Origin of the sequence: Empedobacter brevis NBRC 14943 = ATCC 43319, assembly GCF_000382425.1 — a bacterium.
GTDB classification, from domain to species: domain Bacteria; phylum Bacteroidota; class Bacteroidia; order Flavobacteriales; family Weeksellaceae; genus Empedobacter; species Empedobacter brevis.
The window spans coordinates 116,838-134,857 of sequence record NZ_KB908299.1; the positions used below are offsets into that span (position 1 = coordinate 116,838).

The window sequence follows — 18,020 nt, forward strand, 5'->3', positions numbered from 1 at the left end:
ACTAAAAGTGAAAGGAACTCACAACTCTTCTAACAATTGATATATCGAATCAACAGTTGTAACTACTTACGTAAAATTACTAAAAGTGAAAGGAATTCACAACTCAATTGGTTCGTCGTATAATTTTAACATTATCTAAAACTCAAATCGAGTTTGAATCTGATCATTGTTCCCGTTTTTTTTCATTTATAGCCTGAATTTATAAAATTTTTTATTTGGTGGTATCATTTTATCTACACGCAAACTAATAATAGATTGCAGAAAAAAGAAATTATAGATATTCCTGAAAGTGGAGATTTCGGTTATCTGATAACTGAGTAATATTACTGCATATAATAACTTCGGGTCGATAAAAAACTATAACAGAGGTTATGTAAGTTTTTATATTTCAAAATTTGTACATATATTTGTACGTAATAAAATACATAATTATGTTAATAGCAAGTGTTTCAGATTTTAGAAAAGATATAAAATCTTATTTAGATAGAGTTTCAAAAAATTTTGAAACTTTAATTATCAACAGAGGAAAGGATTCTGGTATTGTTGTAATGTCTCTTGAAGAATACAATTCATTGATGGCGACAAACTATGAATTATCTTCTCGTATCAATGAATCAAGACTTGATTCAGCCATTGAAAAATTAAAAAGTAATCAATCTTTCGAAAAAGAATTAATCGAAGAATAAATGAAATATATATTCGTAGATGAATCTTGGGAAGATTATTTGTTTTGGCAAAAAACAGACAAGAAAAAAGTAAAACGAATCAATGATCTATTAAAAGACATCTCTAGAACACCTTTTACAGGAATAGGGAAGCCAGAGCCTTTAAAACATAAGTATTCGGGTTTCTGGTCACGAAGAATAGATGATGAACATCGTTTAATATACAAATATGAAGACGAACAAATACTTATTGCTAAATGTCGTTTTCATTATGATTAAAATATAAAATTCATGCTAATATGTATGGATTTTTTTTATGTATAATAATGTTTATGTTAAGTGAAATATTTTAATTGAAAGTATAAATTAAAGAACTTTGTAATCTATAGAATGTCTGACTTAAAAAAATGTAAAATTTTAAATATATAATCAAAATTTCAACTAATTAATAATGTGGTATTCAAAGGTTGTATTTGTCTGTTATTTCCCGATACAGAAAGTGATAAAATCTCTATTTATAAGGGGTGTAGGGGAGAGAGGTGTAGTTTTGGTGTATCGAATTTTATCAAAAATTTAACATTAAGTAACACTATTTATTCACATAAAAGTAATAAATAGTGTTATTTAATGTCTTAAATTGGTTAATATCTTTTTAGTTTTAAATGATTTGAAAAAAATTAAGCATAATTCTCAACTTTTCTAATGTAACTTTTTACATCAGTTATAAAATCAGTTGTTAGAAATGAGTCATTTATATATTCTTTTTTACTTGTCTCCTTAGGTAATACAATATCTTTTAATTCATGGTTTAATAGAAAAACATTTTCTATTGCTAATAAATTAATCTCTACTATATAATTAGCATCTTCTATTTGAGTTTTGTTTATTGCTTTATCCAACTCAATTTTTGCTTTTTGATATTCGTCAATATAATATATTAGATTATCTAATTCTTCATTAATTCTTCCACTTGTCATAATTTATGTTTTTGGAAAAGGTACACTATTATTATTACACTATCTCTTTTATCTTTAATTATAACATATATATAACATTAATGCAAAATAATGATCGTAAATTAAATTATCATTCTATAAATTACAATCCCTAAATCTGTTTACATGACATTAAATGTTTAAAATGAAAATTTTAAATTATGTTTAATGTTTCTTACTTTATTTAAAAGTTAATCGATTATAGAATAGTTTATTTTAAATGCATATTTGGCTTAAGTTTTATTTTAAAAACAATAAAAGTATTTTGTTTAACAAAATAGGGTAGAAGTAGAGAAAAAACTGTGAGGTTTTTATTTAAAATGGTAGTTGAAAATATAAAAAACATCTATCCTAAAATTTTAGGATAGATGTTTTGCAAAAACAAATTAAGATTTGGCGTAATACAATTTGAATAATAGTAGAATTATTATAAACCAAAACATTAAAAAGAGTGGATAATATAACAAGAGTGAACTGTCTATATAACTCATAATAAATGTTATGATTCCTACAATGGAATAATAATAGAGTCCTAATATAGCTCCTGAAATTCCTAAATGATCGGTATGGTTTATTAAAGCATTACTCAAGCATACTGGTAGCATACAAGATAGACCAAAGAAGATAACAAATACAGACATTAATAGGAAACTGATGACTAAGGTAGAATAAGATAAAAGGAATGAAATTGAAATCATATACAGAATTATCCCTAATAAGAAGATTAAATTGCCTGTGAAAAGGATTTGTTGATTTGTTTTCTTTATACTCATCTTTTTGCAATATTTAGCACCAAAAAAACTAGCTAAAGCAACAATACAACCTAAACAGCCATATTGAATCATGCTAAATTTAAAATACTCCATAAAAATAAATGGAGCCTCACCATAGTAACTAAAAATAATTCCATTTAGAATACCTATAAATCCTCCATAAATCCAAAAAACTTTATCATTTATAATCTTTTTTGTGATTTGTCTAAAACTTAGTTTAAGCTTCTTATCTTGTTGTAATGTCTCTCTTAAACCGAAAGATGACCAAAATAATGCAACCGTTCCCAATAAAATCAACAAGACAAATACCATGTAAACATCCCATATAGAAGCTACAATACTTCCCAATAGTGGACCAATTGCGGGAGAAAAAGCTAAAACAGCTGATATAGTGCTGAAAACAGCAGTTCGCTCTTTGTTATTAAAAGTATCTCTTAAAATGGTTTGACTTACATTAGAACCAGCAGCAGCTCCTACGGCTTGAACAAAACGCGCAAATAGGAGAGCGACAAAATTAGGAGATTGTAAGCAAAGATATGAACCAATGATATACAAGACTATTCCCGTTAGCATAGAGGATTTTCTACCAATGATATCAGAGAGTATTCCCCAAAGTAAAACACCTATTGCAAAGCCTATAAAATAAATGCTAAGTGTTTTTTGTATTTGATGATTAGAAACTCCATAAGCTGTAGACAAAAATGTAAGAGAAGGAGTATAAATGGTTTCACTAATCTGTGGAAACCCAACTAAGAATATAATTAGCCAAATAAATGACTTATTTTGATTTTTCATTTTTATAAAAATTAGATAATATAAACCCTGTCGAATGCAATAAAAGCATCCGAATAATAAAATTTAGGCTCGAAATGTGAGCTTAAATAAGGGTTTTATCAACTAATTTTTAAATAGAAAAACATCTCTTAATAAATAATTTGAGTTGCAAATATATGTTATTAAAAAGAATAAAAAAATATAAAAAGCTCTTATCAATACGAATAAGAGCTTTTAATTTATAATTTGATTCGTTCTAAAAATAGTCTTCAATAATTTCCTGCACACGCCCAATTTGTCCATCCATCAAACGAACTTTTATACCATGATGATGATAAGGCGCAGAAGTCAATAAATCTTTCACGATGCCTTCGGTCAATTCACCAGTTCGTTGATCCTTTTTCAATACAATATTAACCAGCATACCAGGTTTTATATTTGCTCTTGTTTTACCATCCATATTACAAATATCTTAAAATAAATGGAAAAGAAATTCATTCTGTCGTAAAGGAAATTAAAAAATACATTCATCTGGAAGGTAATAATGAAACGGTAGTTGTTTTTTGATTCTCTTTTTCAATAAAAGTTGAAATTTATATTTTTTGAGAGCGGTTTTTTGCTTTTACGTGAAAATCGTAATTTATTGTGAGATGGTTGTTGTATGTTTGGAATAATATAACGAAAAAAAGCTATATTTTGCTTCGCGAAAAAGAATGTTATATGCCATTTGAAAAACAGAAGCAACAATGAAAGAAAAACTTAGAAAAGCTGTAGAAGACAAAGACAAACAAAAACTTATTAAGTGTCTAAACTTTGACAATTTAAATAAGTTTGACAGCAATTGTTTCGAGTATCTTGAAAAAGCCTTATATATGGTTTATAGTATTAAAGTTAAAAATATAGCCAATGCTTCCAATTTATGTAGTTTAAAGTTTTAGATACATAAATTTAGAAAATAGGAGTGTAATATTTTTATGGTTTTACATAATTGACTTCAAATACCTACTTGCTCTCAAAATAGGACGATAAACTCATAATACGTTCGTTATTTGCCGGGTTAATGTATTTCAGGAACATGTGTTCGCTACTATGTCCGGTGGCCTCCATTAATAGGGGTGTTGGAATTTTTCCGTAAAAATTACTTGCAAAACTTCTTCTTCCGATATGACTGCTGAGCAGTTGCCATTTTTCCAGTATTAGTTCTTCTACACGATGTCCTATTCGTTTTTTTCCTTTTATTGTACAGTTTAACTCAGCCACTTTTGCAACCAGCCTTATCTCTTTGTTGTATTGCTGAATATCCATTGTTTTTGGGAAAGAATTTTGATTTCTTTTGAGAATGTTCATTACAATAGGATGCAAAGGTAGAATAATCTCTTTTTTTGTTTTTTGCTGGGTAAATTTAACGCAGGTCTTTTCGTTAATTGTGATTAATTTTTCCTGGTCGAAGGTAATAAAATCAGAAAAACGTTGTCCGGTATAACAGCTGATTAGTAACCAGTCTTTTGCAGCTTGCAAATCGTTCGGAACCTTTGTTTTTTTAATCGTCGAGATTTCCTCTTCATTGAGAGTTGTCATGGTTTTCTGTTGCTTTTCGCGTCGAATTTCAATCTCCCTGATGTTGGTTCTGATACCTCTTCTTTCTGCAAAATTTAAAATAGTCTTGACAAAATGAATGGTACGATATAAGGTATTATCGCTGTACTTTTCTTCTCTTCCAAATTTTATAAATTCAGTAATAAAATGACTGTTGATGGTGTCAACGTAAAGTCTTTGAGTAGCATATCCTTCAAAACGTTCTAATAACCTTAAAAAAACATTATATCGTTTATAGGTAGAATGACAAATAATATCCTTTCTGAAAGAAATATAATTTTCCATAAAGCGTAAAAGCGCATTCTCAGGCAATTGTTTTTCCTTGTTAATGCAAACTTCTTTTATTTCTTTTGAAAGTTCTCTTTGAAGTGGAATTTTATTAAGATCTCGTTTAAATAGAATATGCTCTGTAACCTGCAATTTAATTTTATCCAATTTCCTATTTAATCTCTTAAATTTTTTCAAATAAATATTACAAGGACGTTGTTTTTGAGCATCCCACTGATCAGAAGTAATGCGAAGAGAAGTTCTAAAAGTGTACTTTTTATTTTGGGATTGATCAATTAATGAAAGATGGATATTTTTTACATCTCCATTATCCGGCAAGAAAAAATTAAATGTCATTCAATCAGATTTAATAAATTAATAATGAACGAATTTAACAAAAAAAAGTAGTCCTTCATAGACTACTTTTTATGCAAAGATATTCTTTTTCTTTAAAAAAGCAAATAGTTGAAAAATACTGCTTTAAGAATCATTTTTTACGTCTTTTATTTTAAAGCTATATAGGTTTAGTCACTTATTAAGTGTTTATTTTCCTGTAAATCAAAAATCTAGTTTATTGTATTGGATATCAGTGTAATGTTTAAATAGTCTATGAAGGACTATTTATAAAACGATCACCAAACAATTTAAAATTATGAAAAAACATTTAATCATTTTGATGAGCTTATTTTCATCGGTTTCTCTATTTTCTCAGGTAGGAATTAATACAGAAAATCCGCAACAACTTTTCCATACAGATGGAAAGTCATCTGCAGCTACAACAAATCCAACTACTGGAACCCCTACTGTTGCACAACAAGTAGATGATGTTGTCATTACCAATCAAGGTAGAATAGGTATAGGAACTATTGCACCAACTGAAAAACTTGAAGTCAATGGTAAAACAAAAATTAATGATCTACCTGTTAATGGAACAGGAGGTTTTACAGCAACTAGAACATTAGTTGCAAATAATAATGGAGTAGTAGGGGTTTTAAATGGATTACCTCCTGGAGCTTATGATGGATATAATTTAACAGGAATGCAAGAGTATGTATCATCAAATGCTACTTCAAGAAATTATACTTATAATCAAATTGTAAGTACAAACTGTCATAATGCAGATGGGACACCAAATGCTAACTCTACAATGTGTTATACGACTTCAGGATTAAGTGTTAACCCTTCTTATTCAACTACTTTCAATAAAGCTAGTACAAGTAATGATAAATACATTTTTTTATCAATAGATTATTCTTTAAGAACACCTACGATAGGTAATGTTGTTCCAAGTAAGAGTTTTTGGGTAAATTATGATATTGAAATTCTTATAAACGGAACTAGAGCTAAAATTTACTCTGCAAATTATAGTATACCTTCTGGAGCAAGTACAACATTTGATGGTAATAAAATTTTCACAATTAATTTAACAGGTATAACTATAAATCCAACAAATAATACGTTACAGATAAAATTAATACCTACGAGAAGTTTAATAAAATCAAACGCTGGTACAGCAGAAGGAAATTTTGCAACAGGTAATGCAACTGTGATGACTACTTCAGTTAAAGATGTTTCGTTTTTCCTTTATGAAAAATAAAGTATAAATGAATTACAAATCTATTCACATAGGAGCTTTAATTAAACAAACAGTTATAGAGAGAGGAATAGAACTATCACGAATCTGTAATTTTATGAAATTAACTAAAGAAGAAGTGGAGGATACGTATAATAAGGAAAGTATCGATTCAGAATTACTTTTAAAATGGAGTAAATTATTAGAGTATGATTTCTTTCGACTTTATTCACAGCACTTGATTTTATATGCACCTGTAAAGAATAATAATGAATCATCTATAAAACAAAAATCAATTTCATCTCAATTTCGTAAAAATCTTTATACGAAAGAGGTGATAGATTATGTGTTGAGTAAAATCAATAGAGGAGAAATGACTAAGTCAGAGATTATAGAACGTTATCAGATACCAAAAACTACTTTATATAAGTGGATTAACAAGTATAATTCAATAAAATAAACTCTCTAGTTACTAATTATAACCTATTCTAATTAACCATTAGCTGCTAATCATTTTTTAGTGATTAGTGGCTTTTTCTGAAAAAAGAATAAAAAGATATTAATTAATGTTTTTTCTGAAAATTTAAGATGCTCATAATGAATAAATTTAACAAAAAAAAGTAGTCCTTGCTAGACTACTTTTATGCAAAGTTATTCTTTTTCTTTAAAAAAGCAAATAGTTGAAAAATAATGTTTTAAAGATGATTTTATTGATTTTTTAAAAGTTATATAATTTTTAAAATGCTTATTAAATGTTTACTTGATTGTAAATCAAAATTATAATGTATTGTATTATAAATCAATTTAATGGACGAATAGTCTAGCAAGGACTATTTATTAAAATACTTAAACTTTTTAAATTATGAAAAAGCATTTAATCATTCTGATGTCATTATTTCCGACTGCATCTTTATTTTCACAAGTCGGTGTTAATACAGAAAATCCGCAAGGAGTATTTCATGTTGATGGAGGAAAAGATAATCCAAGTATAGGAACTCCTTCTATTGTTCAACAAGCAAATGATTTTGTCATTACTTCTTCAGGAAATGTTGGAATAGGTATAACAAATCCTACTAAAAAATTAGAAATTGTATCGACTATAAGTCCTGTATTTAGATTGAATGATGGTTCTCAACAACCTGGTTACTATATGGTTTCTGACATAAATGGAAATGGTTCATGGAAATCTCTAACAACATCTATTGTTGGAACATTTCCTACAACAGGCTATAACGGTTCTGTAGCGACAAGTTCAAGCAATCAAGCTTATACAGGAATTTCTTTAACACTTCCTCCTGGAAGATGGTTGGTATTAACTAATATAATGTTAAAAGCAGATACATCTCCTAATGGCGGTAATGGAGCTTGGGTTAGATTACAGTGGAGTAGAAGTCAGGGGAGCTCAAGTTCTTCTGGAATAATAGGATCACTCAATTCAGGAATTTTTGTTGCTCCATATGGTAAAGCTTCTGGTAGTACTTTAATTAATAACTCAAGTTCAAGTGATGTAACGTTTTATCTTAATTTATCAGGTACTGATTTATTTGGAGGTTATTCAGGGAACTGGGATGATTTAGGAGCAAAAAAATGGGGTGAAAATTCAATTATAGCATATCCAGCCAATTAAATTGAAATAATATGAAAAAATATTTATGTTCATGTCTTCTTGTATCGACTGTATTTTCATTTTCGCAAGTCGGTGTCAATACAGAAAATCCGCAAGTGATATTTCATGTTGATGGAGGGAAAGATAATCCAACTACAGAAGCGCCTTCTGTTGTTCACCAAGCAAATGATTTTGCAATTACTTCTACAGGGAATGTTGGAATAGGGGATATTACTCCAATAACAAAATTCTCTATTAACTCCTCTTTTCGAAATGGATTTAGATTGTCTGATGGAACTCAAGGAGAAGGGAAATTATTACAAAGCTTAAATATACAAGGAGATATAGCTTGGAAAGATAGAAAGACAGTCAAAATTGTAAATCAGGATGGGAGTGGATTTAGTGGAAGAGTAGATGCTGATATGCAATATGTTTCAAGAAAAATAACTTTAGAACCTGGTAAATGGTTAATACGAACAAATATACTTTTACTAGCCTCAAATAATGGAACGATTAATAATGGTTTTTATGCAAAATTAGCATGGGCAGAATTTAATGGCACAGATTATTTTGTTTCTAATGACATTATATATGGTAATGAATTTGGAGGTTTATATGTGTTAAGATTTGGAATTGCTGAAGGGGCAACATTAATTAATAATACCTCCCCATTCCCTAAAACTTACTATCTAGTAACAAAGAAGCCTACTTTTTTTGGAAATTATGATCAAAATTCTTCTTGGAATACACTTGGTGGTGGATGGGGAGAGACATCAATATTAGCTTTTCCTGCAGATTAGATATGATGCTAAATTTTAAAGAAATAGATATAGGAAAGCTATTAAATCAACTTGTAACTGAACAAGAAATATCTATTGCTCGTGTGTGTAATTTTATGAAATGCACAGAGAAAGAAGTCGAAGAAATGTATAAAATGAAAAGCTTAGATACAGAGGTTTTACTAAAGTGGAGTAAGCTTTTAGAGTATGATTTCTTTCGTCTTTATTCGCAACACTTGATTTTATATGCACCAATAGGTAAAAAGATTTATACAGAAGAAGAAGAAAATAGAAATAATTCTTCTTCTCTACCTAGGTTTCGTAAAAATGTTTACACAAAAGAAGTCATAGATTATATTTTAAATAAAATAAAAACAGGTGAAATGAAAAAATCTGAAATAATAGAACGCTATAATATTCCAAAAACAACTTTGTATAAATGGATTAGTAAATATAATAATTCAACAAAATAGAATGTACTCTCTAATTACTAATTATAACCTATTCTAATTAACCATTAGCTGCTAATCATTTTATAGTGATTAGTGGCTTTTTAAAACTCAAATCAATGAAAACCAAAATAAACTACAAAACACTTTATACAGATATAATAAATGATATTTATCCAAATAAATTATTACAATGTCAAGAAATTCTAGATAAGCAAGTTTTAAATATTTTAGATATTTTAGAATTAAATAAATTAATTTTTGGAGATGAGTATAAAAATAACATCGAAGTAAATCAAAAATTCAAATCTTATTCAAGACAAGATATTTTATTGATATTGGATTATCAGAGAAAAAATCAATTAAATAACTCTCAATTAGCGAATCATTTTAATTTAAGTAGAAATACTGTTGCTAAATGGAAGAAAGTATTTATTTAGTTCTAAAAAAAAAATACTGAATATATCCAAAACAATGTCAAAAATTATAAAATTTATGAGAAAAGATTCCTGTATAAAAGATTTAATATTACTTTTATAGTAGTATAATATTGGTTATTCTTTTTATTACGAATATTTAAATTAGATAACTATATACTTGAATGTACCTAATAGTTCTATTTGATATATTTCATATATCCAACAAATATATTTTAGTTTTGATATTCTCAAAATGTTTACAGAATTTACTTATATATTCAATTTCATGATGATTTGGATATGATGAATATGTTTTAGAGTAGTGTTATGGTGTTTCGTTTATTACAAGCAGTTTTGTATTTTATTAGTCAGCCTTTTTGTTAATTCAGTACTTTTTACTATGGTTAATTTTTCATCGTTTGATACACTTTTTAAAGCTTCACGATAGACAGTTTTTGCTTCTGATGTACGGTTTAAATGGAATAAAGCATCTCCTTTAACTTCAAGATGTCCCCAAAAACCAGGAAATGATTTTAATCTTTTTTCTTGTTCTTCCAAGATATTTCGCCACTCCCATTCATCATATATATGGTTAAGTCCCAATCCAAAACCGACTTTAGGTGTTGCGTTGTGGCTGAATCTTTCCAAATCCATAAAACGGAATCAGGTTGTCTTTGAGTTGCTCCATAATTTTCGGGCATCAAAAATATAATCTCTCAGAGAAATTTCATTCCATCTTTTATCTCCTACAGCCAAATAAAAATGACCTGAAACCGTATTAATTTTGTCATGCATAATAAGAAGCATATCTTTTTCATTAGGCCAGTAAGCGGGACTGATAGCAATGCACGAATTAAATAACGCATTATTTTTTAGAAAGGAATAGGTTGCAAAATAACCTCCAAAAGAATGTCTAGCTATCGTTTTTTTTTGGGAACTACTGTACCTAAGCATAGGAATAACTTCTTCTGTAAGGAATTTATATAATTTATCTTTTTCAAGAAGTTCTTTATTTCTATCTTCCTGCATTATTCCAGCTAAATAGCTTTGAGGTATTTCTTTGAAAACCATTAAATTGTTGGCAGATTGCAAGAATATCCCGTTAATATTTTTGTCATCCGCATCCATATATACAATACAATTGTTGCCACGGGCTTCGTCTTTTACTTTTAAAGATTTTGTGACAATTATTTTCCATTCTGTTTCAAAGATTTTAGAGTGAATCGTTATTATATCAGATTTTGCTAACTGTGAATAGTCTTGTGTAAAACAAAAATTTTAAACTATAATGGCAATAAGAAAATGAATACAGCTTGTTTTTTCATAAAAGTGTTTTAAAATGCTTCACTAATATAAATACATTAGTGAATGTACCAAGTGATTTTTCTTTAAAAAGGTTACGTTTTCCGTAAGAATTATTTTAAATCTTTTCATGGTTTCTTTAAAAATGAAAACATTAACTGAACATTTATAAGCTACTCCTATTATGGAAAATATTATTTGTCTTAGGATGCAATTGATTCAAATTTTGAAAGTAAAGAAACAAGATTACATATCCTTGAAAATCTCAAAGAATATGGAGCTACAAGTGTAAGTAGTCCTTGTAAATCATTTATTGTTTTTATTTACCCTAATAAAAACTTTTTCTTATATAGTTAAAGATGATTTCTGTTTTTCAATTTGTCTAATTGTACAAGATAATAAAACTTTTAATCAAGTTGAAAAACTATTTAAGAGCAAAAGAGTTAGATAATAATAAACTACAGAAAGAATGGGGTATTATTCTAATCAATAGTATCATCTAAAATCTCATAATATAAAATAAAAGTTTATAAAAGTTGCATAAATATTTTTTATCAAGTATAACTAATTTAGAGTCACTTGTTAAATCAATTGATTTAGGAAATCTCCGAACCACAATAAAATAATCTAAATAAACAAATAGCTTAAATACAAAATGATATAAGAATAACAAAATTTAGATAATTAGCTAGATTTTTTGCAACTTAATAAAGTTACGTTTTTAAATTTAAAAACTAGTTGAATTTAATCAAAAACAATATAGATTATGAAGATTAAATTCAACAGTAAAAAACAAATTACATGTACTTTTGACCATGGAAATGTTATTAAAGAGTCATCAACAAATTTTGAATTTAGTTATGAAAATAATAATACTAATTCAAGTAATTTTTCAATGATTAAAACTCTTACAACATTTGAAAGTTTGATCTCTCTCTTTCAATTATTCAAAGAACTTATTGTTTTAATTTTTAGTAAACTACTAATGTTTATACTATTTAGTATTAATTAAAAATTTGTATTTAAATATTATTTGTAATTAATAAAACTAACTTCATGTTTATAACACGTTGATTTCGAGCAGTAAAATGTTTTTTTTTTTAAAAATAGGCTTAAAATTTATTTTTCTTCATTGTCAGCCTCACAATTATTTAATAAGACAATAATTCAAAATAGTTTTAAATCAAAAGAAAATAAAGGTTTCATTTAACTAATATGTTAATCTATACGAAGGTTTTTTGTAAACATTTCTATCTAAGTATAAAATATGTTTTATAAAATCATTTATCGTTATTTGTGTATGTTTATCAATTATTAAAAAAAATGGCATTTTAATTGATTGATGTTTTAATGAAATCATATTTAAAACAAATAAATCTCAGTAGGGTAATTACTTTTATGTCGATTTTATTTTTTGAGTTTCCTTATCGTGTTGTTGTCAATTCTTATTCATTAACATTTACTAATTAATAAATTGCATATGAAAAAATCTAAAAATCCAGATCTTAAAACTGAACAATTGAGTCAGTTTACAGTTGATAACTCCAATCAAAAATTAACAACCAATGATGGAGTTTCTATACACGATAATAATAATACATTAAAAGTCGGAGATAGAGGACCTTCCCTACAGCAAGACCATATTTATTTTGACAAGTTGGGTCATTTTGACCGAGAAAGAATACCTGAACGTGTTGTACATGCACGAGGTAGTGGAGCTCATGGAATATTGGAAATTAATGAGGATATAAGTGAATATACATGTGCAAAATTTCTTCAAAAAGGTAAAACAACACCACTATTTATACGTTTTTCAACTGTTGCAGGATTTAAGGGATCTACAGATTTAGCAAGAGATGTTAGAGGCTTTTCGGTAAAGTTCTATACAGAAGATGGTAATTATGATTTAGTTGGAAATAATATACCTGTATTTTTTATTCAGGATGCTATGAATTTCCCTGATTTAATACATGCAGTTAAACCAGAGCCTGATAAAGAAATTCCTCAAGCGGCTTCTGCGCACGATACTTTTTGGGATTTTATTTCATTGATGCCAGAATCAGCACATATGATTATGTGGGCAATGTCTGATAGAGCAATTCCTCGTAGTCTGAGAATGATGGAGGGATTTGGAGTACATACATTTAAGTTGGTTAATCAAGAAGGTAAAGCAACTTTTGTTAAATTCCATTGGAAACCTAAATTAGGAGTGCATTCTGTTGCATGGAATGAAGCTCAAAAAATATCAGGATTTAATTCTGACTTTCATCGTCAAGATTTATGGGAAGCTATTGATGAAGGAAATTTTCCGCAATGGGATTTAGGTGTTCAGCTAATACCTGAAGAAGATGAATTAAAATATTCTTTTGATATTTTGGATGCTACGAAATTGGTTCCAGAAGAATTAGTTCCTGTAAAGATAATTGGCACAATGACACTTAATCGTAATCCCGACAATTTTTTTGCTGAAACTGAACAAGTAGCTTTTGATCCAGGTAGAATCATTCCTGGTATTGATTTATCTGATGATCCTTTATTGCAAGGTCGTATTTTTTCGTATATGGATACACAGAATTATAGATTAGGTGGAGGAAACTTCCATGAAATTCCTATTAATAGATCATTAAACCAAAAACATAATAATCAAAAAGATGGAACAGGGAGAATTGATATACTGAAAGGAGGAGTTAGTTATTTTCCGAATAGTAAAGCTTCTGGTTGTCCTTATCATGCAATGTTAAAGGGAGAAGAAGGTTTTCAATCTCATGAACAAAAGGTAGAAGGGAAGAAAGTGAGGGCTAGATCTGATTCTTTTGCTGATCATTTCTCGCAAGCAACTTTGTTTTTTAATTCTCAATCGGAGCCAGAAAAGCAACATATTGTAGATGCTTTTAGTTTTGAGCTGAGTAAGGTTTCTGATCCAAAAATTAGAGAAAGACAAACCGCGATACTTTATCAAATTGATAAAACTTTAGCTCAAAAAGTAGGAGATAATCTTGGTATAATACCTCCAAAAGAATTGGATGAGTTGACATTAAGTTTTGTAAGGCAAAATCACCCTAATTATCCCTTGAAGTCTAAAAAACAAGAACTAAAATCTTCAGATGCGCTTAGTATGAAGGTAAAAGAAGGAGAAGGAAATATTAAAACCAGAAAAGTTGCCTTTTTAGTGGATAATGGGGTTTCTAAAAAAAGTGTAGATCAATTAAAAAAAGTATTAGAAAAGGAAGGAGCTGAAGCGGTATTAATTTCATCTAAAGTGGGCGAATTAACCTATGAAGAAGGAAGTAAAGAAAAGATTTCGCATAGCTATCGTACAGATCCATCTGTTTGTTATGACGCCGTTTATACACCATCAGGTAAATCAATAGAATCTTTAAAATTGAATCCAGATTATTATGAATTTATTAATGATTCTTACAGACATTGTAAAATCTTATTATTTGCAAAAGGAACTGGTTCTTTAATGAATAATTCATTTGTAAGACTTGATAGAGGAGTAGTTTTAGAAGATGAAAATGAGGATTGGATTGCAGATTTTATTGAGGCAATGAAATTACATCGTATTTGGGATCGTGAAGAAAAAAGGAAGGTTCCCTCTTAATAAATGTATAACGTGATATAATTTTAAAATTTAGATGAATGATATTACAACTTAGTCCTACAATACTTGTTGATACCCCTATTGGTAGAGGTCATACTATTTTTATAATTGATTATGGAATGCATCAAAATTCGTGTTGGGTTGTGACGATGGAAAAAAATGGTATTGTAAAACATTTTGATAGCAATGACATTATAGTTTGTACAAATTTTACTTTTCATATCAATGAGGAGAAAAATTGTTTTAATCACAATCTAGAAATAAAAAAATAAAATTATGGGAAATGCACAGTCACCGACAGAAAATTTGAGCGGAAATAAAGCCATTGAAAAGATAAAATCTATTGCTGAAACTGCCCGAACTTGCTTTTTTACCACCAATATTGGCGGTAATACTACGAGCAGACCAATGGCTCTTCAAGAAGTAGATGAGGTTGGTAATCTCTGGTTCTTGAGTGACGTTCGTTCACTGAAAAATGATGAAATTGAAGCCAATCCTAATGTAGAACTGTATTTTATGAATAATTCTAAATACGAATACATCTTTATTAAAGGAAAAGCCAGTGCTTCACAAGATAAAACCTTAATTGAAAAATATTGGACCAATTTTGCAAATTCTTGGTTTGATGGCAAAGACGATCCTAATATCAGTGTAATAAAAGTTTCGCCGAACGATGGCTATTATTACGAAACCAAAGACAATAAATTTATTGCCATGTCGAAAATGCTTTTTGCCGCCGTTACGGGAAGTCCAGTTGAAGATGGAGGTGTAGAAGGTGAGTTAAGTATATAAGCTTGATTAATTATTGATCTTTCAACAAGAAATTATTACATCTATTTATTAACATTAAAATATATATTATGGGAATTTTAACATGGATTATTTTCGGCCTTATAGCCGGAGCAATAGCAAAAGCAATACACCCTGGTAACGATCCAGGTGGTTGGATAGTAACAATAATTATTGGGATTATAGGTGCGGTAGTTGGAGGTTGGCTTGGATCGATGCTTTTAGGTGTTGATGTAAGCGGATTTAATATTTCTAGTTTTTTAGTTGCAATTGCTGGAGCAGTTTTGTGTCTAGCAGTGTACAGAATGATATCGAAAAAATAGACTGTCTAATTAACGATTAAAATATTGTAAAGTCTCAGAGCTCTGAGACTTTTTGTTTAATATTACTATTTATAATTATGAAAAATACAGCCATTGAATTAATTACTAAAACAGCCGTAATTACTGGCGCTTCCAGTGGTGTTGGCTTAGCTACAGCACACTTATTTGCTCAAAATGGCTATCAATTGGTTTTGGCAGCACGAGGTGTAGAAGGTTTAGAAAAAGCGGTTTCAGAATGCAATGCTTTCGGTGGAAAAGCGGTTTATAAATCTACCGATGTGTCTAATAGAAATGAAGTAAAAGATTTAGTTGAATTTGCTCTGAAAGAATTTGGACGCATAGATGTGTGGGTGAATAATGCAGGCGTTATGGCAAGTGGAAAATTTGAGGAAATTCCTATGGACATAAACGAACAAGTAATCAAAACCAATTTAATGGGGTATATGCACGGAGCGTACTACGTTTTACCCGTTTTTAAAGAACAAAATCAAGGCATTTTAATTAATAATGTTTCCATTGGAGGATATATGCCAGCTCCATTTAGTTCGGTATATTCGGCAACTAAAACAGGAATAAAAGGGTTGATGAGTGGTTTACAAAGTGAGTATAGTGTGTATCCCGAAATTCATATTTGCAACGTTTATCCACAAGTTCAACAATCTACAGGAAATATGCATTCCGCTAAATTCTCAGGTTTAGATTTTAAAATACCTCCGTTTGCATCAGATCCTAAAGATACCGCAAAGGCGATTTATAATTTAATATACAAACCTAAAAATGATACCTTTCCAGATGCCACATCATTTATGTTAAAGCTTGCACATGGAGCTTTTCCAGAAACCTTTACCAATTTAACAACTGGGGTTTTAAGGCTGATGATGAAGGTGAAAAAAGGAAAGGCTGATGAAGGTAATGTTTTAGAACCTTCTACGGATCCACATGCTATTTATGGACAGATGGCTATTCCAATACCATCAAAAAGAAATCAAAAAATCATCGGAACATCGCTAGTACTCGCTGTAGGATTTTTTGTAGCGAAACATTTAAAAAATAAATCAAAAAAACTGAATTAATTTGAAACTGCTAAAATTCACATCCAAAGGTATTTATTGCATTCCAGGGAAGTTTTATATTGATCCTTGGCGACCTGTAGATCTAGCAGTTATCACGCATGGACATGCCGATCACGCTCGAAGCGGAATGAAAAAATATTTGTGTCATCATTTCACTAAACCTATTTTATTTTCAAGAATTGGTAGAAATATCGAATGCGAAAGTATCGGTTATGGCGAACAACTAACTATAAATGGGGTTAAAGTTTCATTACATCCTGCAGGTCACATTATCGGCTCAGCACAAATTAGGATGGAGTATAAAGGTTATGTAAGCGTAATTTCTGGAGATTATAAATTGCAAGATGATGGGCTTTCTACGGCTTTTGAAGCTGTAAAATGCCACGAATTCATTACCGAAAGTACCTTCGGTCTTCCTGTTTACAATTGGCTTTCTGTGGCAGAACAAGAAAAAAAAATGCGTGATTGGGTAGATCATAATAGAGCGAAAGGAAAAACTTCGGTTTTTATAGGTTATTCTTTAGGGAAATCGCAGCGTATTATGAAAGCATTGGAGGGTATTGGAGAGTTAAATGTACATTATTCCATTGCAAAATTGAATGAGGCGTACGAAAGTGTTGGTGTTACATTACCTGAGTACAAAACCATAGATTTACGTGATGACAAAAAGCATTTGGATGGAAAAATAATTTTGTTGCCGCCCGCTTTGGTGGATAATCCAGCAATGAAGAAAATACCGAATATGGCGTATGCCATTTGTTCGGGATGGATGCAAATTCGTGGTGCTAGAAGATGGCGAAGTGCAGATGCAGGTTTTGCAATTAGTGATCACGCAGATTGGCAAGGATTGTTAAGTGCGATCAAAGCTACGGAAGCCGAAAAAGTTTATGTAACGCATGGTCAAACGGCTATTTTTTCTAAATATTTAAACGAAATAGGTATTTATTCCGAAGAAATAAAAACCGAATATGGCGACGATGAAGAAAGAACGGAAATGGAGGAAGAGAAATAGATTTTCATAAAGATTTTTTGA

General features: G+C 29.3%; 20 protein-coding genes. 14 read left to right on the forward strand and 6 right to left on the reverse strand.

The window, feature by feature from the left end:
• Window positions 1-431 precede the first annotated feature (431 nt).
• A complete protein-coding gene (locus H277_RS0113695; protein WP_019976179.1) occupies window positions 432-686 on the forward strand; it encodes a type II toxin-antitoxin system Phd/YefM family antitoxin in 255 nt (84 codons plus the stop codon).
• Complete coding sequence (locus H277_RS0113700) at window positions 687-944, forward strand: Txe/YoeB family addiction module toxin (RefSeq protein ID WP_019976180.1); 258 nt, start codon at window positions 687-689, stop codon at window positions 942-944.
• A gap of 398 nt (window positions 945-1,342) precedes the next feature.
• Here the strand turns inward: H277_RS0113700 and H277_RS0113705 are convergent, their stop codons facing one another.
• The 4 genes from H277_RS0113705 to H277_RS0113725 form a co-directional block, all read right to left on the reverse strand.
• Window positions 1,343-1,642, reverse strand: coding sequence for a hypothetical protein (locus H277_RS0113705; protein ID WP_019976181.1), 300 nt, complete (start codon window positions 1,640-1,642; stop codon window positions 1,343-1,345).
• Between the two features lie 404 nt (window positions 1,643-2,046).
• Window positions 2,047-3,228, reverse strand: coding sequence for a multidrug effflux MFS transporter (locus H277_RS0113710; protein ID WP_019976182.1), 1,182 nt, complete (start codon window positions 3,226-3,228; stop codon window positions 2,047-2,049).
• Window positions 3,229-3,463: 235 nt separating this feature from the next.
• Window positions 3,464-3,667 (reverse strand): YwbE family protein, encoded by a 204-nt coding sequence (locus tag H277_RS0113715; protein ID WP_019976183.1) that lies wholly within the window; start codon window positions 3,665-3,667, stop codon window positions 3,464-3,466.
• A gap of 542 nt (window positions 3,668-4,209) precedes the next feature.
• Window positions 4,210-5,427 (reverse strand): phage integrase SAM-like domain-containing protein, encoded by a 1,218-nt coding sequence (locus H277_RS0113725; protein ID WP_019976185.1) that lies wholly within the window; start codon window positions 5,425-5,427, stop codon window positions 4,210-4,212.
• Window positions 5,428-5,722: 295 nt separating this feature from the next.
• On the opposite strand from H277_RS0113725, the gene H277_RS19805 reads away from it, so the two are divergent.
• The 6 genes from H277_RS19805 to H277_RS0113755 all read left to right on the forward strand — a co-directional run bounded on the left by H277_RS19805 (window position 5,723) and on the right by H277_RS0113755 (window position 9,917).
• Window positions 5,723-6,667: a hypothetical protein gene (locus H277_RS19805; RefSeq protein ID WP_019976186.1), complete on the forward strand. Its 945-nt coding sequence runs from the start codon at window positions 5,723-5,725 to the stop codon at window positions 6,665-6,667.
• A 7-nt stretch (window positions 6,668-6,674) separates the two neighbouring features.
• Complete coding sequence (locus H277_RS0113735; RefSeq protein ID WP_019976187.1) at window positions 6,675-7,103, forward strand: hypothetical protein; 429 nt, start codon at window positions 6,675-6,677, stop codon at window positions 7,101-7,103.
• Between the two features lie 402 nt (window positions 7,104-7,505).
• Window positions 7,506-8,270, forward strand: coding sequence for a hypothetical protein (locus tag H277_RS19810; RefSeq protein WP_019976188.1), 765 nt, complete (start codon window positions 7,506-7,508; stop codon window positions 8,268-8,270).
• Between the two features lie 95 nt (window positions 8,271-8,365).
• Window positions 8,366-9,049 carry a hypothetical protein gene (locus H277_RS19815; protein ID WP_244874898.1) on the forward strand — a complete coding sequence of 228 codons (684 nt, stop codon included), beginning with the start codon at window positions 8,366-8,368 and terminating at the stop codon, window positions 9,047-9,049.
• A gap of 5 nt (window positions 9,050-9,054) precedes the next feature.
• Window positions 9,055-9,501, forward strand: a complete 447-nt coding sequence (locus H277_RS0113750) for a hypothetical protein (RefSeq protein WP_019976190.1) — start codon at window positions 9,055-9,057, stop codon at window positions 9,499-9,501.
• A 95-nt stretch (window positions 9,502-9,596) separates the two neighbouring features.
• Window positions 9,597-9,917: a hypothetical protein gene (locus H277_RS0113755; protein ID WP_019976191.1), complete on the forward strand. Its 321-nt coding sequence runs from the start codon at window positions 9,597-9,599 to the stop codon at window positions 9,915-9,917.
• A gap of 321 nt (window positions 9,918-10,238) precedes the next feature.
• Here H277_RS0113755 and H277_RS20430 read toward each other — a convergent pair whose 3' ends face one another.
• Window positions 10,239-10,550, reverse strand: a complete 312-nt coding sequence (locus tag H277_RS20430; protein ID WP_019976192.1) for a hypothetical protein — start codon at window positions 10,548-10,550, stop codon at window positions 10,239-10,241.
• Window positions 10,551-10,559: 9 nt separating this feature from the next.
• Window positions 10,560-11,024 carry an alpha/beta hydrolase-fold protein gene (locus tag H277_RS20435; protein ID WP_019976193.1) on the reverse strand — a complete coding sequence of 155 codons (465 nt, stop codon included), beginning with the start codon at window positions 11,022-11,024 and terminating at the stop codon, window positions 10,560-10,562.
• A 1,654-nt stretch (window positions 11,025-12,678) separates the two neighbouring features.
• Between H277_RS20435 and H277_RS0113770 the strand changes: the two genes are divergently transcribed.
• From H277_RS0113770 to H277_RS0113795, 6 genes are all read left to right on the forward strand, one after another.
• Complete coding sequence (locus H277_RS0113770) at window positions 12,679-14,802, forward strand: catalase (RefSeq protein ID WP_019976195.1); 2,124 nt, start codon at window positions 12,679-12,681, stop codon at window positions 14,800-14,802.
• A 38-nt stretch (window positions 14,803-14,840) separates the two neighbouring features.
• A complete protein-coding gene (locus H277_RS0113775) occupies window positions 14,841-15,074 on the forward strand; it encodes a hypothetical protein (RefSeq protein ID WP_019976196.1) in 234 nt (77 codons plus the stop codon).
• 4 nt (window positions 15,075-15,078) lie between these two features.
• Entirely contained in the window at window positions 15,079-15,594 is a 516-nt protein-coding gene (locus H277_RS0113780) for a pyridoxamine 5'-phosphate oxidase family protein (RefSeq protein ID WP_019976197.1), read from the forward strand.
• A 68-nt stretch (window positions 15,595-15,662) separates the two neighbouring features.
• The gene (locus H277_RS0113785) at window positions 15,663-15,914 is read left to right on the forward strand and encodes a GlsB/YeaQ/YmgE family stress response membrane protein (protein WP_019976198.1); all 252 of its coding nucleotides are present in this window, start codon (window positions 15,663-15,665) and stop codon (window positions 15,912-15,914) included.
• Window positions 15,915-15,991: 77 nt separating this feature from the next.
• On the forward strand, window positions 15,992-16,987 hold the full coding sequence (locus tag H277_RS0113790; RefSeq protein ID WP_019976199.1) for an SDR family NAD(P)-dependent oxidoreductase: 996 nt from the start codon (window positions 15,992-15,994) through the stop codon (window positions 16,985-16,987).
• 1 nt (window position 16,988) lies between these two features.
• On the forward strand, window positions 16,989-17,999 hold the full coding sequence (locus H277_RS0113795; RefSeq protein WP_019976200.1) for a ligase-associated DNA damage response exonuclease: 1,011 nt from the start codon (window positions 16,989-16,991) through the stop codon (window positions 17,997-17,999).
• Window positions 18,000-18,020: the final 21 nt, after the last annotated feature.

Excerpts from the sequence above, each read along its gene's own strand:
- H277_RS0113695 (WP_019976179.1), top strand. The coding sequence starts at position 432 with ATGTTAATAGCAAGTGTTTCAGATTTTAGAAAAGATATAAAATCTTAT.
- H277_RS0113700 (WP_019976180.1), top strand. The coding sequence starts at position 687 with ATGAAATATATATTCGTAGATGAATCTTGGGAAGATTATTTGTTTTGG.
- H277_RS0113705 (WP_019976181.1), bottom strand. The coding sequence starts at position 1,642 with ATGACAAGTGGAAGAATTAATGAAGAATTAGATAATCTAATATATTAT.
- H277_RS0113710 (WP_019976182.1), bottom strand. The coding sequence starts at position 3,228 with ATGAAAAATCAAAATAAGTCATTTATTTGGCTAATTATATTCTTAGTT.
- H277_RS0113715 (WP_019976183.1), bottom strand. The coding sequence starts at position 3,667 with ATGGATGGTAAAACAAGAGCAAATATAAAACCTGGTATGCTGGTTAAT.
- H277_RS0113725 (WP_019976185.1), bottom strand. The coding sequence starts at position 5,427 with ATGACATTTAATTTTTTCTTGCCGGATAATGGAGATGTAAAAAATATC.
- H277_RS19805 (WP_019976186.1), top strand. The coding sequence starts at position 5,723 with ATGAAAAAACATTTAATCATTTTGATGAGCTTATTTTCATCGGTTTCT.
- H277_RS0113735 (WP_019976187.1), top strand. The coding sequence starts at position 6,675 with ATGAATTACAAATCTATTCACATAGGAGCTTTAATTAAACAAACAGTT.
- H277_RS19810 (WP_019976188.1), top strand. The coding sequence starts at position 7,506 with ATGAAAAAGCATTTAATCATTCTGATGTCATTATTTCCGACTGCATCT.
- H277_RS0113750 (WP_019976190.1), top strand. The coding sequence starts at position 9,055 with ATGCTAAATTTTAAAGAAATAGATATAGGAAAGCTATTAAATCAACTT.
- H277_RS0113755 (WP_019976191.1), top strand. The coding sequence starts at position 9,597 with ATGAAAACCAAAATAAACTACAAAACACTTTATACAGATATAATAAAT.
- H277_RS20430 (WP_019976192.1), bottom strand. The coding sequence starts at position 10,550 with ATGGATTTGGAAAGATTCAGCCACAACGCAACACCTAAAGTCGGTTTT.
- H277_RS20435 (WP_019976193.1), bottom strand. The coding sequence starts at position 11,024 with ATGGATGCGGATGACAAAAATATTAACGGGATATTCTTGCAATCTGCC.
- H277_RS0113770 (WP_019976195.1), top strand. The coding sequence starts at position 12,679 with ATGAAAAAATCTAAAAATCCAGATCTTAAAACTGAACAATTGAGTCAG.
- H277_RS0113775 (WP_019976196.1), top strand. The coding sequence starts at position 14,841 with ATGATATTACAACTTAGTCCTACAATACTTGTTGATACCCCTATTGGT.
- H277_RS0113780 (WP_019976197.1), top strand. The coding sequence starts at position 15,079 with ATGGGAAATGCACAGTCACCGACAGAAAATTTGAGCGGAAATAAAGCC.
- H277_RS0113785 (WP_019976198.1), top strand. The coding sequence starts at position 15,663 with ATGGGAATTTTAACATGGATTATTTTCGGCCTTATAGCCGGAGCAATA.
- H277_RS0113790 (WP_019976199.1), top strand. The coding sequence starts at position 15,992 with ATGAAAAATACAGCCATTGAATTAATTACTAAAACAGCCGTAATTACT.